The organism is Amycolatopsis anabasis (genome assembly GCF_009765355.1).
Taxonomy (GTDB): domain Bacteria; phylum Actinomycetota; class Actinomycetes; order Mycobacteriales; family Pseudonocardiaceae; genus Amycolatopsis; species Amycolatopsis anabasis.
In genome coordinates this window covers 52,695-68,361 of the sequence record NZ_VTHK01000025.1, presented here as the reverse complement: position 1 = coordinate 68,361, position 15,667 = coordinate 52,695, and the positions used below count along the sequence as shown (strand labels likewise).

15 protein-coding genes and 1 pseudogene are annotated in these 15,667 nt (G+C 69.4%); 9 read left to right on the top strand and 7 right to left on the bottom strand.

Annotated elements, in window-relative coordinates; all coding sequences use genetic code 11:
- Positions 1–161: 161 nt before the first annotated feature.
- Positions 162–669 (top strand): annotated as a pseudogene (locus FXO23_RS29040) (MBL fold metallo-hydrolase).
- Between the two features lies 1 nt (position 670).
- Here FXO23_RS29040 and FXO23_RS29035 read toward each other — a convergent pair.
- Together FXO23_RS29035 and FXO23_RS29030 are read right to left on the bottom strand one after the other, a co-directional pair.
- The gene (locus FXO23_RS29035) at positions 671–2,059 is read right to left on the bottom strand and encodes an MFS transporter (protein WP_158888649.1); all 1,389 of its coding nucleotides are present in this window, start codon (positions 2,057–2,059) and stop codon (positions 671–673) included.
- Positions 2,056–3,180: a PrpF domain-containing protein gene (locus tag FXO23_RS29030; protein ID WP_158888648.1), complete on the bottom strand. Its 1,125-nt coding sequence runs from the start codon at positions 3,178–3,180 to the stop codon at positions 2,056–2,058. The genes FXO23_RS29035 and FXO23_RS29030 overlap by 4 nt, the downstream gene beginning before the upstream one ends.
- Positions 3,181–3,585: 405 nt before the next feature.
- On the opposite strand from FXO23_RS29030, the gene guaB1 reads away from it, so the two are divergent.
- The 3 genes from guaB1 (at position 3,586) to FXO23_RS29015 (ending at position 6,916) form a co-directional block, all read left to right on the top strand.
- Positions 3,586–5,025, top strand: coding sequence for a GMP reductase (gene guaB1 / locus FXO23_RS29025; RefSeq protein ID WP_158888647.1), 1,440 nt, complete (start codon positions 3,586–3,588; stop codon positions 5,023–5,025).
- 95 nt (positions 5,026–5,120) lie between these two features.
- Entirely contained in the window at positions 5,121–6,095 is a 975-nt protein-coding gene (locus tag FXO23_RS29020; protein WP_158888646.1) for an ABC transporter ATP-binding protein, read from the top strand.
- On the top strand, positions 6,092–6,916 hold the full coding sequence (locus tag FXO23_RS29015; RefSeq protein WP_179956906.1) for an ABC transporter permease: 825 nt from the start codon (positions 6,092–6,094) through the stop codon (positions 6,914–6,916). Before FXO23_RS29020 ends, FXO23_RS29015 begins: the two co-directional genes overlap by 4 nt.
- Before the next feature lie 72 nt (positions 6,917–6,988).
- On the opposite strand, the gene phoH2 is transcribed toward FXO23_RS29015, so the two are convergent.
- The gene (gene phoH2, locus FXO23_RS29010; protein WP_158888721.1) at positions 6,989–8,275 is read right to left on the bottom strand and encodes an RNA 5'-3' helicase PhoH2; all 1,287 of its coding nucleotides are present in this window, start codon (positions 8,273–8,275) and stop codon (positions 6,989–6,991) included.
- A gap of 734 nt (positions 8,276–9,009) precedes the next feature.
- Between phoH2 and FXO23_RS29005 the strand changes: the two genes are divergently transcribed.
- Positions 9,010–9,294 carry a hypothetical protein gene (locus FXO23_RS29005; RefSeq protein ID WP_158888645.1) on the top strand — a complete coding sequence of 95 codons (285 nt, stop codon included), beginning with the start codon at positions 9,010–9,012 and terminating at the stop codon, positions 9,292–9,294.
- Between the two features lie 57 nt (positions 9,295–9,351).
- Here FXO23_RS29005 and FXO23_RS29000 read toward each other — a convergent pair whose 3' ends face one another.
- Positions 9,352–10,128, bottom strand: coding sequence for an isoprenyl transferase (locus FXO23_RS29000; RefSeq protein WP_158888644.1), 777 nt, complete (start codon positions 10,126–10,128; stop codon positions 9,352–9,354).
- Positions 10,129–10,211: 83 nt separating this feature from the next.
- On the opposite strand from FXO23_RS29000, the gene trhA reads away from it, so the two are divergent.
- Positions 10,212–10,886 carry a PAQR family membrane homeostasis protein TrhA gene (gene trhA, locus FXO23_RS28995; RefSeq protein WP_158888643.1) on the top strand — a complete coding sequence of 225 codons (675 nt, stop codon included), beginning with the start codon at positions 10,212–10,214 and terminating at the stop codon, positions 10,884–10,886.
- 167 nt (positions 10,887–11,053) lie between these two features.
- Here the strand turns inward: trhA and FXO23_RS28990 are convergent, their stop codons facing one another.
- A complete protein-coding gene (locus FXO23_RS28990; RefSeq protein ID WP_158888642.1) occupies positions 11,054–11,266 on the bottom strand; it encodes a hypothetical protein in 213 nt (70 codons plus the stop codon).
- A 389-nt stretch (positions 11,267–11,655) separates the two neighbouring features.
- Here FXO23_RS28990 and FXO23_RS28985 point away from each other — a divergent pair, with 389 nt between their 5' ends.
- Genes FXO23_RS28985 through FXO23_RS28975 form a run of 3 tightly spaced genes read left to right on the top strand, consistent with a single transcriptional unit; the run spans position 11,656 to position 13,065 of the window.
- On the top strand, positions 11,656–12,399 hold the full coding sequence (locus FXO23_RS28985; protein ID WP_158888641.1) for a DUF5919 domain-containing protein: 744 nt from the start codon (positions 11,656–11,658) through the stop codon (positions 12,397–12,399).
- 11 nt (positions 12,400–12,410) lie between these two features.
- Positions 12,411–12,881 carry an NUDIX hydrolase gene (locus tag FXO23_RS28980; protein WP_158888640.1) on the top strand — a complete coding sequence of 157 codons (471 nt, stop codon included), beginning with the start codon at positions 12,411–12,413 and terminating at the stop codon, positions 12,879–12,881.
- Positions 12,882–12,909: 28 nt separating this feature from the next.
- On the top strand, positions 12,910–13,065 hold the full coding sequence (locus tag FXO23_RS28975) for a GyrI-like domain-containing protein (protein WP_218952180.1): 156 nt from the start codon (positions 12,910–12,912) through the stop codon (positions 13,063–13,065).
- A 14-nt stretch (positions 13,066–13,079) separates the two neighbouring features.
- Here the strand turns inward: FXO23_RS28975 and FXO23_RS28970 are convergent, their stop codons facing one another.
- Positions 13,080–15,005 (bottom strand): acyl-CoA dehydrogenase family protein, encoded by a 1,926-nt coding sequence (locus FXO23_RS28970; protein ID WP_158888639.1) that lies wholly within the window; start codon positions 15,003–15,005, stop codon positions 13,080–13,082.
- A 38-nt stretch (positions 15,006–15,043) separates the two neighbouring features.
- Positions 15,044–15,604 (bottom strand): hypothetical protein, encoded by a 561-nt coding sequence (locus FXO23_RS28965; RefSeq protein WP_158888720.1) that lies wholly within the window; start codon positions 15,602–15,604, stop codon positions 15,044–15,046.
- Between the last annotated feature and the right edge of the window lie 63 nt (positions 15,605–15,667).

Below are 15,667 nucleotides of genomic sequence, written 5' to 3'. Positions count from 1 at the left end.
CTTCCGAGTAGATACCGACGGTACGTGAACGCGCGACTAAGGTCCAGGGCATGGCGGCAACCGTGCGGAACGTGGTGACCTCCGGCGTCTTCCAGCTCGACGGCGGCAGCTGGGACGTCGACAACAACGTCTGGCTGGTCGGCGACGACCGCGAGGTCCTGGTGATCGACGCGGCCCACGACGCGCGGGCCATCGCGGACGCGATCGGCGAGCGCACCGTGCGGGCGATCGTGTGCACCCACGCCCACAACGACCACGTGAACGCGGCACCCGCACTCGCCGAGCGCACCGGCGCGCCGATCCTGCTGCACCCCGCGGACCGCGTCCTCTGGGACCTCACCCATCCCGGCCGCGCCCCGGACGGCGAACTCGCCGACGGGCAGGCGCTCTCCGTCGCGGGCACCGCGCTGACCGTGCTGCACACCCCCCGGCCACGCGCCCGGCGCGGTGTGCCTGTACGCCGCCGAACTCGGCGTCGTGTTCACCGGCGACACCCTGTTCCACGGCGGCCCCGGCGCCACCGGTCGGTCCTATTCGGACTATCCGACGATCGTGAAGTCCATCCAGGACAAGCTTTTCACCCTGCCCGAGGACACCGAAGTGCGCACCGGGCACGGCGAGGGCACCACGATCGGCGCGGAAAAGGCGCGGGACCTCCCCCAGGCCTGACTCACCGCTCGACCTCCCGCAGCCCCCGGTCGGCCGCGGTGAGGCAGCACAGCGATCCGGCCACCACCGCCAGCACGAGCGCCAGCGTGCCGAGCCCCTGATCGGTCGCCGCCGGGCCGAACGACAGCGCGATCACCGTCGTCGACGCCAGCGCGCCGAGGTACTGCGAGGTGCGGAACAGTCCGGAGAGCGTGCCGATCCGGTCGGCGGGCGCCTGCACGTACAGCGCGGTCTGGTTCGCGACCGTGCTCAGTCCTTGTGCGACGCCGAACAGGAACGCGATCGCCGCCACCGTCCACAGTGGAGTACCGGCGCCCGGGACGAACAGCAGCAGCGCGCCGGTGCACAGCGATCCCGCGGTGAGCAGCAGCCGCGCGTACACCCCGAGCCCGAGCCGGTTGCCCAGCGCGGACAGGGTCACCGTGGTGATCGACATCGGCAGCAGCACCAGGCCCACGGCCTGTTCGGGCAGCCCGTACCCCTGCGCCAGCCACTGCGGGTAGCCGTACAGGAACGCGTAGATCACCAGGTATCCCAAGCCCTGCCGGAGATAGGTGGCGATCAGCGGGCGGTTGCCGCCGAGCGCGCGCAGGTCCAGGAACGGGCTCGCGGTGCGCAGTTCCTGCCAGCCCAGCACCGCGCCGAGCACCAGCCCGGCGGCCAGGAACGGCCACCGGTCGAGCGCGGGCCGCATGACGAACAGCAGCAGCGCGGTCATCGAGGCCGCGAAGAGCACGATCCCCGGCCAGTCGATCCGGGACCGGGGACCTGGCGCGGTGTGCTCGTCGGCGGGCAGCCAGAGCAGCGCGAGCACCAGCCCGGTCAGCGCGAGCGGGACGTTGACCGCGAAGGTGAGCCGCCAGTCGGCCAGCCCGACCAGCAGCCCGCCCAGCGTCGGCCCGACGGCCATGCTCGCCTGGGTCGAGGTGGCCAGGGTCGCCAGCACCCCGCCGGGCACCGCCACCTCCAGCCTGGTCGCGCGCGCCTTGACCACGGCCATCGCGGCGGGGAACCCGGTCGCCGTGCCGAGCCCGAGCAGGATCCGCACGCCGACCAGCACCGGGAACGACGACGCCAGCGCGCCGATCAGCCCCGCGGCGGCCACCGCGCACAGCCCGCCGAGCAGCACGCGCCGCGCGCCGAACCGGTCCACCAGGCGGCCCATCACCGGCTGCGCGACCGCGGTGGCCAGGTAGAGCACGGTGACCAGCCAGACGGTCTGCGCCGGGCCCACGCCGAGATCCCGGCCGATCGGCACCAGGGTGACCGCGATCATCGACGAGTTGATCGCGTTGAGCAGGGTCCCGATGACCAGCGGGGCGAGGAAGCGAGGACCGAACCCCGAGGCGGTGGCGGGCGTGGCGGAGGTCGTGGAGGTGCCCGCCGTCACCGCGCCGCCACCGGCTGCCGGTCGCGGGTCGGCACGAAGATGGTGGCTTTGGCGATCACCCGGGCCGACCGGTTCAGCACCACCCCGGTCAGCGCGCCGTCGCCGTCGCGCTCCAGGCGGGCCGAAACCACCCCGGCCGGGGTGCCGAGCCGGAGTTCGTCGAGGTCGGCCTTGACGTACCCGCCGACCGTGCTGCCGGACACCGTCGCACCGGCGGCGACCGCGACCATCGAGGTCAGCCCGATCGCCGGATGCGGCGCGTGCATCGACGCCATCCGCACGGCCACGTCGTAGTCGTCGCCGTCGACCGGCTCACCCGCGGAGGTCAGGTACGGCCGCGGCGGCCCGACCACGCCGAACTTCGGCACCGCGTGGCAGACCGGCTCGTCCGGCCGGGACAGCCCCATCCGGATCGCCGCCTCCCGCCGCAGCCCGAGGACTCCGGGCAGCCGCTCGCCGAACTCGGCGACCGTTTCCGAACCGGTCATGCCCAGCTCGGCCGCGTCGAACAGGGCCGCCGGGGCGCCCGCGTCGACCAGGGTCGCCGGCACCCGGGCGCATCCGTGGCCGAACTCGTCGACCGCCTGCCCGGTGGGCAGCAGCGTGCCGGTCGCGGTGCCGATCGGGTCGAGGAACTCCAGCCCCACCGGCACCCCGGGCGAGGCCACCCCGGGGACCACGGCGTCCCCGGTCGTGGGAACCCGCGCACCGGGGGTCGCCACGATCGCGTCGATGCGGGCGCCGCTGTTGGTGTTGCGCATGCGCACCCGGGTCCGTTCACCGCGCGGGCGCACCAGCCCGGACTGCACCGCGTAAAGGCCGACCGCGGTGGCACAGTTCCCGCAATTACTGCCCCATTCCACTTGTTCGTCGCCGACGCCGACCTGAGCGAACGTGTAATCGATATCGACACCCGGCTCGTACGATTGCGCCACAATCGCCGCCTTCGACGTCGTCGAAGTCGCGCCGCCGATTCCGTCGATCTGGCTGCGATCCCGCGAACCGAAAGCGGTGATCAGCACCTCGTCCACCGTTGTGGCCCGACCATGAATATCCGCGACGTCGAAGAGCCAGCACTTGCTCGTGCCACCGCGCACCAGCGTCGCGGTCACGCTGATCACGTCTTTTCCCTGGAAAACCACGTTAATGCCCACCATCCACAATGGAACTGGTCGAGGAGGACAACCGGTTGTGTCGCGAGCCCATCGGCAATGAGTGGCGCGCACCATAAGCGCTTACGAAGGTAATCGTATAGTAAAGAGCTTCCCCGCACAACGGACATTACGGCACGAGAACCCGGCCTTGGGGAATCCACAGTGAATTCTCATGAAGAGTTGGGGATCGCTTAACGCGGCCGATACAGCGCACCGGAAAGACGACAGTTCGCCCCCCTTTGCATGCCAGAAGAAAAGGGGGCGAAAAAGAGGTGCGTAGTATACCGATTACCCAAACGGATGTGCCTGCGGTCACAGCCGCGCGCCGCCGCCGGGCGCCCCGGACCGCCGCACCGGGTAGCCTGGTGCCTCGTGCGCTTTCTCGATGGCCACCGGCCCGCCCACGACCTGACCTACGACGACGTGTTCCTGCTGCCGAACCGTTCGGACGTGGAGTCCCGCTTCGACGTGGACCTGTCAACCGTCGACGGCACCGGCGCCACCATCCCGATCGTGGTCGCCAACATGACCGCCGTCGCCGGGCGCCGGATGGCCGAGACGGTCGCGCGCCGGGGCGGCCTGGTGGTGCTCCCGCAGGACGTCGACCCCGCGGCGGTCGCCGGGATCGTCTCCTGGGTCAAGGGGCGGCACACCGTGTGGGACACCCCGCTCGTGCTGACCGGTGGCGACGCGGTCGCCGACGCGCTGAACCTGGTGGGCAAGCGTGCGCACGGCGCGGTCGTGGTGGTGGACGCCGACGGGCGCCCGGTCGGCGTCGTCGACGAGGCCGCCTGCTCGGGAGTGGACCGGTTCGCCCGGCTCGCCGAGATCGCCGAGCCCGCGCCGGTCGTCTGCCCGCTGGGCACCCCGGCCCGCGAGGTCTTCGAACGGCTGCACGCGCACGGCGGCACGCTCGCGCTCGGCGTGGACGCCGACGGCCGCCTGGCCGGGGTGCTCACCCCGGTCGGCGCGCTGCGAGCGGAGATCTACACCCCGGCCGTGGACGCCGGCGGGCGGCTCCGGGTCGCCGCCGCGATCGGCGTGAACGGCGATGTCGCGGCGAAGGCCGAGGCCGTGCTGGACGCGAACGTCGACGTGCTCGTGGTGGACACCGCGCACGGCCACCAGGAGAAGATGATCGCCGCGCTCAAGGCCGTCCGCTCGGTTTCGCCGCGCGTGCCGGTGGTGGCCGGGAACGTGGTCACCGCCGAGGGCACCCGCGACCTCATCGCCGCCGGGGCGGACGTGGTCAAGGTCGGCGTCGGCCCGGGCGCGATGTGCACCACCCGGATGATGACCGGGGTCGGCCGCCCGCAGTTCTCCGCGGTCGCCGACTGCGCGGCCGCGGCCCGCGAACTCGGCAAGCACGTCTGGGCCGACGGCGGCATCCGGCACCCCCGGGACGTCGCGCTGGCGCTGGCCGCCGGCGCGTCCGCGGCGATGGTCGGCTCCTGGTTCGCCGGGACCCACGAGTCGCCGGGCGATCTGCGCTACGACGAGAACGGGCGGCCCTACAAGGAATCCTTCGGCATGGCGTCCAAGCGCGCGGTCGGCGCGCGGACCCGGACCGACAACGTGTTCGACCGGGCGCGCAAGGCGCTGTTCGAGGAGGGCATCTCCTCGTCGAAGATGCTGCTCGACCCGGCCCGGCCGGGGGTGGAGGACCTGCTCGACTCGATCGGCTCCGGGGTCCGCTCGTCGTTCACCTACGCGGGCGCCCGGAACATCGAGGAATTCCACGAGCGCGCGGTGCTCGGCGTGCAGTCCGCCGCCGGTTTCGCGGAGGGCCGCCCGCTCCCCGCCGGCTGGTGACGGCATTTCAGGAGAAACGTGCCGCGATTTCCGTTTTCGCGACAAGAGAAACCGAATCGGGGCAATCGATTTGCCAAGCGCCATAGTCTGGGCGTGTGCATGACGCCGTCATCCTGACCGATCTGGTCAAACGTTACCGCCGCACCGCGCCCGCCGCGGTCGACGGGCTCAGTTTCACGGTGCCACCCGGGGAAGTCTTCGGCTTGCTGGGGCCGAACGGCGCGGGCAAGACCACCACGGTCGGCGTGCTCACCACCCGGGTCGTGCCGACTTCGGGCACCGCGCTGATCCACGGAATCGACGCGGTGAAGGCGCCCAGCCCGGCACGTCAACTGCTGGCCGTCGTGCCGCAGCGCAACAATCTCGATCGTTCCCTGAGCATTCGGCAGAATCTGCTCTTCCACGCGATCTATCACGGGGTCGGGCGCGCGGAACGGATCAAACGCGCTGACGAGATCCTGGAACGGATGGGCCTGGCCGACCGCGCGAACGAACGCCTCGACTTCGTGTCCGGCGGGCAGGCCCAGCGGGTGATGATCGCGCGCGCCCTGATGCACAACCCGAAGGTCCTGTTCCTCGACGAACCGTCCACCGGCCTGGACCCGCAGGCACGGCTGTTCGTCCACGAGCGGGTCGCCGAACTGCGCGACCACGGCGTGACGGTGGTGCTGACCACCCACGACATGGACGAGGCGGCCAAGCTGTGCGACCGCGTCGGCATCGTGGACCACGGCAAGATGCTCGCCCTGGACACCCCCGCGGCGCTGACCCGCTCGCTGCCCGGCAGCACCACGCTGAGCGTCACGGTGAGCATCAACGGGCACGATCCCGCGAAGATCAGCGCCACCTTGTCCACTGTGGACGGCGTGCAACGGGTCGAACAGATCGAATGTCCGTCCGCTTCGGACACCGCGCAGTTCCGGCTGTACACCGAGTACGAACCGGCCGCCGTGCTGCCGACCGTGCTCAAGACCACGAGCGGCCTCGGCTGTGAGGTCACCGACCTGTCCATCGGCACGCCGAGCCTGGAGGACGTGTTCATCCACCTGACCGGACGGGAGCTGCGATGAGTGCGGACGTGCAGACCACCGGAACGGTCCCGGAGCGCACCGGTTCGCCCGCGCTGATCGCGGTGCGCACGTTCTTCGCCGTGCTGTGGCGGGACATCTTCGTCACCGGCCGCGAACTCGGCCCGTTCCTCGCCCAGGTGATCATCCAGCCGTTCTTCATGCTGTTCATCTTCGGCGTGGTGCTCACCGGAATCGGTTACGTGCAGGGCGACTTCGTGCAGATCCTGCTGCCCGGGATCGTCGCGCTGAACGGGTTCCTCGGCGCGCTGCAGAACACCACGATGCCGCTGATCCTCGACTTCTCGTGGACCCGCGAGATCGAGGACCGGCTGCTCGCGCCGATGCCGATCCCGCTCGTCGCGATCGAGAAGATGGTGTTCGGCGCGCTGCGCGGGATCGTCGCCGCGCTGCTGATGATCCCGATCGGCTTCCTGATCCTGGACGGGATCCACTGGCCCGCGTCCGCGTGGCCGGGGGTGCTCGGGCTGGTGTGCCTCGGCTCGCTGGCCGGCGCGGCGATCGGCATGACCATCGGCACGCTGGTGAATCCGCGCCGGATCCAGATCATGTTCGCGGTGATCCTGGTGCCGCTGATGTTCACCGGCTCCACCCAGTTCCCCTGGCACGGGCTGGCCCACCTGCGCTGGTTCCAGGTGGTGTGCGCGCTCAACCCGCTGACCTACGCCAGCGAGGGCATGCGCGCGTTGCTGCTGCCCGGCCCGGCGATCCCGCTGTGGATCGACCTGCTGGTCCTGGTCGGCTCCTGCGCGGTCTTCGGCGCGATCGGCATCAAGGGCTTCCTCCGCCGAGCCCTCGACTAGCACCCCGCGAGTTCCATGAGGGGACCCCTCCGGACAAATTTCGTCCGGAGGGGTCCCCTCATGGAAGTTCGCTCAGCGGTGATCCTCCAGCATCTCGGTCACCAGGGCGGCGATCGGGGATCGTTCGGAGCGGGTCAGGGTCACGTGCGCGAACAGCGGGTGCCCCTTGAGCTTCTCGATCACCGCGGACACCCCGTCGTGCCGGCCCACCCGCAGGTTGTCGCGCTGGGCGACGTCGTGCGTGAGCACCACGCGGGACGCGGTGCCCAGCCGGGACAGCACGGTCAGCAGCACGTTGCGCTCCAGCGACTGCGCCTCGTCCACGATCACGAACGCGTCGTGCAGCGAGCGCCCGCGGATGTGGGTCAGCGGCAGCACCTCCAGCATGCCGCGGTCGAACACCTCGTCCAGGACGTCCTGGCTGACCAGCGCGCCGAGGGTGTCGAACACCGCCTGCGCCCAGGGCTGCATCTTCTCGCTCTCCGAGCCGGGCAGGTAGCCGAGGTCCTGGCCGCCGACGGCGTAGACCGGCCGGAACACCACGACCTTGCGGTGCTCGCGGCGTTCCATCACCGATTCCAGCCCGGCGCACAGCGCCAGCGCGGACTTACCGGTGCCCGCCCGGCCGCCGAGCGACACGATGCCCACTTCCGGATCGAGCAGCAGGTCCAGCGCCACCCGTTGTTCGGCCGAGCGGCCGTGCAGGCCGAACGCCTCCCGGTCGCCGCGCACCAGCCGGATCCGCTTGTCCGCGGTGACCCGCCCCAGCGCGCTGGAGGTCCCGGCCAGCAGCCGGACCCCGGTGTGGCAGGGCGATTCGCCTATTTCGGACTGTCCGAAGTCGCCCGGATCGACCGAACCGTCCCGGAACAGCGCGTCGAGTGCCTCCTGCGGAACGTCCACATCGGCCATCCCGGTCCACCCGGACGGCGTCACCTCCTGCGCGCGGTACTCGTCGGCGTCCAGCCCGACCGCGCCCGCCTTGACCCGCAACGGAATGTCCTTGGTCACCAGCGTGACGTACTCGCGTTCCACCGCGAGGTTCAGCGCGCACGCGAGGATCCGGTGGTCGTTGCTGTCGGTGCGGAACCCGGGCGGCAGCACCGTCGGATCGGAGTGGTTGAGCTCCACGTGCAGCGTGCCGCCGGTGTCGCCGATCGGCACCGGCGCGTCCAGCCGGCCGTGCTTGCGCCGCAGGTCATCGAGCATGCGCAACGATTCGCGCGCGAACCAGCCCAACTCTGGGTGATGCCGTTTCGCCTCCAGTTCACTGATCACGACCAGCGGCAACACGACGGCGTGTTCGGCGAACCTGGCCACCGCCCATGGGTCGGACAGCAGCACCGACGTGTCGAGCACATAGGTGTACCGCTGCGATTCCGGAGATTCCGAGGCTTTCTCAGTGCCGTCGGCACTGGTCGAAGAGGGGCCGGAGGCCTTTCGGGGCAAACGCTGCGCAGTCACGACGGCATCTCCCTCGTGGGCGTGGCACCACGCCCGCACTCGCTGGGCCGGGCACTGCCCTGGTTGGTCCACTCCGGCTGACGGATTTGCGTCAGCCGGCGCGGCCACGAGGGCCTGGTGCCGGCCCCCTCGTGCGTATCGCGAACGGTTGGACCGTTCCCTCCACCACAGCCACGACCAGGGCCTCCCGCGACGACCCGCACAGGTCACGAGCCATCACTTCGGAAGCTACCTGCGATCGGCCGATCGTGCAGGCAGCCAGCTAGGTGATTCGCCGATTCGTCATCTCACGGTTAGTCGCGGGATACCAGCAGAGCGCAACCGGCTACCCTCCGTGATCATTCACCTGCTCCGGGAACCCCCGGCGGGGCCACCTCGCACATTGCTGTTACACAATTTGTTCACCCTATTTCCGGGCGTTGCCTTATAACACGCGAATTCGGCGTCCGCACGCTCGCGCCGGTTCAATGAATCAGACCGAGTGACGTCACCCGATTTGGACTCACACAATGGGGTCACCGGGCTTCAATTCGAAGGAATCAGTAGTAATTTTCACATCACCGGAGGTTGCCGGAACAGGAGATCTGGTAGCCCCCGGAGCCCAATCCTCGATCTAGGGAGTGTGCGAAGTGCTGAAGAAGGCTGGTTTCGTGGCCGCCCTGGCCGCAGGCCTGACACTGATCGGCGGGACCGCGATGGCGTCACCCGCGAAGTCCCCCGCACCCGCCCCGCGTCCCGCAGCGCAGACCCAGCAGGCCGTCGACCCCCTCGAGGGCATCCAGTTCCACGACGCATATCACCAGTTCATTGAGGGTGGCGGCGCGCTGGGCTACGGGGCCGCGTCGCTCGTCGCGGGTGCCTACGCGGGCATCGCCCGCACCCCGTGGCTCATCATGAATCCGCTGGGAGACTGAGCCCCTGGACAACCCTGAGGGCGGGCCCGGAGTCGCGACTCCGGGCCCGCCGTACTACTACGCTCCGTAGCGGCGGTGTCGCACCGCGTAGTCGCGCAGCGCCCGCAGGAAGTCGACCCGCCGGAACGCGGGCCAGTACGCCTCGTTGAACCAGAATTCCGAATGCGCGGACTGCCAGAGCAGAAAACCGGACAAACGCTGTTCGCCCGAGGTCCGGATGATGAGGTCCGGATCCGGTTGCCCGGAAGTGTACAAATGCTCCGAAATATGGTCGACGTCCAGGATCTTCGCCAATTCGTGAATTGACGTGCCCTCGTCGGCGTGTTGCTGCAGGAGTTTCTTCACCGCGTCGGCGATCTCGCGGCGGCCACCGTAACCCACCGCGATGTTGACCTCCATGCCGTTGCGCCCCTCGGTGCGCTTGGCCGCGGCGGCGAGCCGTGCCGCCGTCTCATCCGGTAGGACGTCCGGCGCGCCGACGATCCGCAGCCGCCAGGGGTTCTGCGGCTGCGCCAGCTCGTCCACGACGTCCGGGATGATCTCCAGCAGCGCGGAGAGCTCCTCGGACGAGCGGTTGAGGTTGTCGGTGGACAGCAGCCACATCGTGACCACCTCGACGTCGGCCTCGCGGCACCAGCTGAGGAAGTCGGCGATCTTCTTGGCCCCAACCCGGTGGCCGTCGCTGACGTCGGTGAACCCGGCCTCGCGGGCCCACCGGCGGTTGCCGTCGAGCATGATCGCGATGTGGCGGGGATGCCGACCGGCGGCCTGCTGGATCAGCCGCCGCGAGTAGATGCTGTAGACGACGTCGGAGAGGAAGGACCGAACACTCACGTCGCGCCAGCGTACGCAAGGCCGAAAACGTGCGGCACGCCACGGCCACTGGCGGAAAACCTACGGTCCCGTAGCCTGGTCGCGTGAGCGTAGTGACCGAGCCCCCACCCACCGGCCCAGCCACCCGTCCCCGCCTCCGCGGCCACATCCATTTCTGGTCCTTCTTCGGCGCCGTCGCCGCGGCCGCCGCGCTGATCAGCCTGGCCTCGTCCACGGTCTCCGCGACCGCCGCGCTGGCGACCTCGATCTACGGGCTCACCGTCCTCGGCGTGTTCGGGGTGAGCGCGCTCTACCACCGCCGCCTGTGGAGCCCCGCCGCGTACAAGTGGATGAAGCGCGCGGACCACTCGATGATCTTCCTGTTCATCGCCGGGACCTACACCCCGTTCACCCTGCTCGCGATGTCCCAGCCGACCGGCTACATCGTCCTCGCCGTGGTCTGGGGCGGCGCGCTCGCCGGCGTCGCCCTGAAGCTGCTGTGGCCGCACGCCCCGCGCTGGCTGGGCGTGCCGATCTACGTGGCGCTGGGCTGGGTCGCCGTCTTCGTACTCCCCGAACTCCTCAACCACGCGGGCGTGGCGGCCCTGGTCCTCCTGCTCGTCGGCGGCCTGTTCTACACCGCGGGCGCGATCTTCTACGCCATCCGCTGGCCGAACCACTGGCCGGACACCTTCGGCTACCACGAGTTCTTCCACGCCTGCACCGTCCTCGCCGCGATGTCCCACTACATCGCGATCTGGCTGGCGATGTATCCCTGACCATCGCGAGTCCCGCGTTCCGGTCGCGCGAGTCCCCCGATCCCGTAGCCCGAGTTCCTCGTTCCGGTAACCGAACTCCACACTCAGGCACGCGAGTCGCACACTCGGGACCGCGAACTGCGCGCTGAGCCCCGGAGGTAGCGGCCGCAATCCTCAACTTGATCGATTCAACGCTCCAGGAACTCGGCCAACTCAGCCGCGCCAGCGCGGATTTGGTGCAGGAGCCCGATGAACTCTGGCCACTTCGCCGGATCGCCTGGCGGCAGTAAGGCCAGGCTGTCCGGATCCAGATAGATCACCGGGGCTGCCAAGTCCGGTCCAACCTTTTGCATTCCCGCCACCGCGTCCATCCCCGGCTTCCACTGCGCGTTGAACGCCATCCATCCCACCTTCCCTCTCCGCCCAGTCCGACGCCTGCACCTCGAACGCCTCCACCGCCGAGCCGATCGCCGCGCTCAGCCACCACGGGTGCTCTCCCTGCGCACGAATAGCCCGCCAAGCCGAAGCCACCGCGGAAGACGCCGCGGCCAGGTCCTGAGCCACCGCCGCACTCGGCGAACGAGCCGCCAATCCCGACGCCACGGTGTACTCCCGGTACGCGTCCTCCCACGCCCGAATCAGCTCCGAAGACACCATCCGTTCGCTCCCCTCCGAGTCGCTCGTTGCTGACCAATCTCGTCGAATCCGCCGGACGTGTTCACCACGATGCGGGACGTCTGAGGACGTCTCGAGTACGTTCAAGGCGTCCCTACGGACATCGGGAGTGGCTATGCCGAACGAACGGCTCCGCGACGCGTTACTGCGCAACGGACTAACGCTGGAATGCGTGGCCAACGCGGTGGAGGTCGATCCCAAGACGGTCGAGCGATGGATCACCAAGGAGCGCACTCCTTATCCGAAGCATCGGCACAAGATCGCCGCTATGACGCACGAAGCCGAGTGCTACCTGTGGCCCGAGGCGGTAACGCCCGACCGCAAAGCCAAAATTGCCGCCGCTGAGGTGGTCAGCGTGTTCTCCCACCGGAACGTGATCCCGGTCGAACTGTGGGACCGGCTTATCAACGAGGCCGCTCACACAGTGGAGATCCTGGTCCATGCGGCCCTGTTCCTGATCGAACGACCGCGATTTGTCAAGGATCTGTCGGACAAGGCCGCTTCCGGAGCGAAAATTCGCCTGCTCTTCGGCGACCCAGAGGGCGACACGGTGCTCCTTCGCGGCGTAGAGGAACAGCTCGGTGACGGCACGCTCTCGGCGCGCATCCATAACGCATTGGCCTTCTATCGCCCACTGCGAAACGTTGACGGTGTTGAGATGCGATTCCACAACACAACGCTCTACAACTCGATCTTCCGCTTCGATGACGAGATGATTGTCAACACTCACGTTTATGGCGTCCAGGGCGCCCACGCTCCGGCATTTCACCTACGCCGACTTTCCGCCGGGGACCTCTTCGATACCTATGCCGAAAGCTTCGAGACAGCCTGGAAAATCTCCCACACCGCCACCTTCTAGGGGAGGCTCGCATGGCACGCGTGGACTACCTCAACGATCCCAAGGCCCCCGCCGCGAACAGCATCGCGATCGCCGTCAGTGCCTTCATTGAGAACGACACCGGCCGAGTCCTCATGATCCGACGAACTGACAACGACCGCTACGCCATCCCGGGCGGCCAGCTCGAACTCGGCGAAACCCTCACCGAGGCCGCCGTACGCGAAGTTCGCGAAGAAACCGGCATCGAGTGTGAGATCACCGGGCTCATCGGCGTTTACTCCAATCCCAACCACGTCATCGCGTACGACGACGGTGAGGTTCGGCAGGAGTTCTCGATTTGCTTCCGGGCCCGCCCACTCGGGGGTGAACTCCGCACCAGCAGCGAAAGCAAGGAAGTCCTGTGGGTCGAGGCCAGCCACCTGGACGATTTGAACATCCACCCGTCGATTCGGCTCCGCATCACGCATGGCGTCGAGAAGCGTGGTGAGCCGTACTACGCGTAGGCGGTGTGGTGCTTGACTCTCACACCGTGTGAGGCCGTGGAGTGGGACGCGTCGTGTTCAGTCCCTCGCCCGGTGGATCGACGCCAACGGCCACCGGAGCACCGGCTACCCGCGTGAGCTCTACCTCGAGTGCCCGGAGAATCCGGACGACTGGGTCACCGAGCTGCAGGAGCCCTACGCCTGAGCAAGCCTCGGCGGTCAGTCGTCGAGCAGGGGGGCGGCGAGGAACTGTTCGGGGATCGCGAACGCGTCGACCAGGGTGCGGGCGTGCGGGCGCAAACGCTTGCACAGGTCGTTCACCGCGGCGACGACCGCTTTCGCGCGGGCCGAGGTCAGGCGTCCGTGTTCGAGGAACCACGCCCGGTCGGCTTCGATGTTCGACAGCACGTGCAGATCGCACACCCGGTCCAGCAGTGCCCGGGCGTCCGGGTCCGCGCAGCGGTCGATCGCGGCGACGAACGCCTCCAGCACGATCCGGTCGACGTGCACGCGGCCCGCGCGCAGCACGTGGTCCTGGGCGTCGTTGAAGACCTCGAACGGATCGGCGTCCCCGGCGGCCGCGCGGCGCAGGCGGCGGGCCACCCCGTCCAGCACGTGCTCCTCCCGGTCCTCGAAGAGCTTCAGCTGCCAGCCGCGGTCGAACAGGACGTCCTCGTCGTCCCGCGCCGGGCTCGCGTCGATCAGGCGCTCGATCACCTTGCGCGCGGCGGTCCGTTCGATCACCGCGCCGACGAACTGCTCGGCCACGAACCGGGCGGTCGCCAGCGGGCTCAGGTCGGAGAACTGCTCCTTGTAGCTGGTCAGCAGGCCCTTGGCGACGAGTTGCAGCAACACCGTGTTGTCGCCTTCGAACGTGGTGAAGACGTCGGTGTCCGCCTTCAGCGACGGCAGCAGGTTCTCCGCCAGGTACCCCGCGCCGCCGCACGCCTCGCGGGCGGTCTGGATGGTGTGCGTGGCGTGCCAGGTGGACACCGCCTTGATGCCCGCGGCGCGGGACTCGAGCCGCCGTTGCCGCTGCTCGTCCACGCCCTCGGCGCTCTGCAGGTCGTGCAGTTCGGCGACCAGTTCCTCCTGCGCGAAGTGCAGCGCGTACGTCGTGGCCAGCGCGGGGAGCAGTTTGCGCTGGTGCGCCAGGTAGTCGAGCACGAGCACCTCGTCCGGATCACCCGGCCGCTCGAACTGCCGCCGCCGCTCCGCGTACCGCACGGCGATCGCGAGCGCGCGTTTGGTCGCGCTGCCCGCACTGCCCGCGACGCTGACCCGCCCGCGGATCAGCGTGCCGAGCATGGTGAAGAACCGCCGCCCGTCACTTTCGATCGGGCTGGAGTACGTGCCGTCCTCGGCCACGTCGCCGTACCGGTTGAGCAGCGCCTCGCGCGGCACCCGGACCCGCGAGAACGTGAGCCTGCCGTTGTCGACGCCGTTCAAGCCCGCCTTCGCGCCGCAGTCCTCGATCGCCACCCCGGGCATCGGGGCGCCCCGCTCGTCCCGGATCGGCACCAGAAACGCGTGCACCCCGCGCCCCTGGCCGCCGGTGATCAGCTGCGCGAACACCACGGCCAGCCGCCCGTCCCGCGCCACGTTGCCGATGTAGTCCTTGCGCGCCATGCGTTCCGGCGTGTCGATCACGAACTCGCGGGCATCCGGATCGTAGGTGGCGGTGGTGCGCAGGTGCTGGACGTCCGAACCGTGCCCGGATTCGGTCATCGCGAAGCAGCCGGGCAGGTCGAGGTCCATGATCGCGCGCAGGTACCGCTCGTGGTGCCGGGCGGTGCCGAGCAGTTGCACGGCGCCGCCGAACAGGCCCCACTGGACGCCCGCCTTGACCATCAGCGAAAGATCGCCGAACCCGAGCATCTCGAACGACATCACCGAACCGCCGATGTCGTCGCCACCGCCGTACTCCCGGGCGAACCCGAGCCGCGGCCGGTCGGTCTTCGCCAGCTCGCGCAACTGGTCGAGCACCTGGTCGCGATGCGCCGCGCGGTCGAGGTCGATCGGGTCGCGGAACCGGGTGCTCGCCATCTGCTCGCGGACGCTCCGGCGGAGTTCGGCCCAGCGGCCGTCGAGCAGGCCGGTCAGCGAATCCGGCGCGACCTTGGCGGGAAGCTCGGGAAGATCCATGTCCCCAAGCCTCGCGCACCGGCCCGGACTTCGCAGCGTTAAGCCAAGTCGGGGCCCTTGCTGCGCAGATCGTCCACCTTGGACATCGCCGCCCGCAGCTCGGCGAGCCAGGCGTCCGCGTGCTCGCCGACCAGCCGGACCGCCCACGCGAGCGCCTCCGACCGGGACCGCGCGACCCCGGAATCGACCAGGGTGTCCAGCACCAGCCGCTCGGGCTGGCGCAGCCGGGTCATCACCGGCGCGGAATGCGTGGTGAACAGCTCGCGCGTGCCGCCGAGCCGCGCGCCCCAGGAAACCTTGCGCTGGTACCGATGCTCGGCCTGCCGCGCGATCTCGATCCGCGCGTCCCGGGTCTCCTCGCGGAACCGGCTGATCCGGCCCGCCTCGGCAGCGGCCCGCGCCGCGTCGTCCGGGTGGTCGTCCGCCAGCGCCGGGAGCTCGCCGACGATCAGGATCTCCTCGCGGTCGATCGTGACCTCGGGCGCGCCGGTGAACCAGTCGCCGGGCAGGCGGCCGCTCAGCCAGGCGGGCGCGTCGTCCGCGGACGGCGCCTCCCCCTGCTGCCAGCCACCCTTGCCGCGCCAGCCGCCTCGTCCCATGAAGCCCTCCACCTTGAAGTGCGTGTGCATGACGATCGCCTCCGAAGCGATTACATGATTACA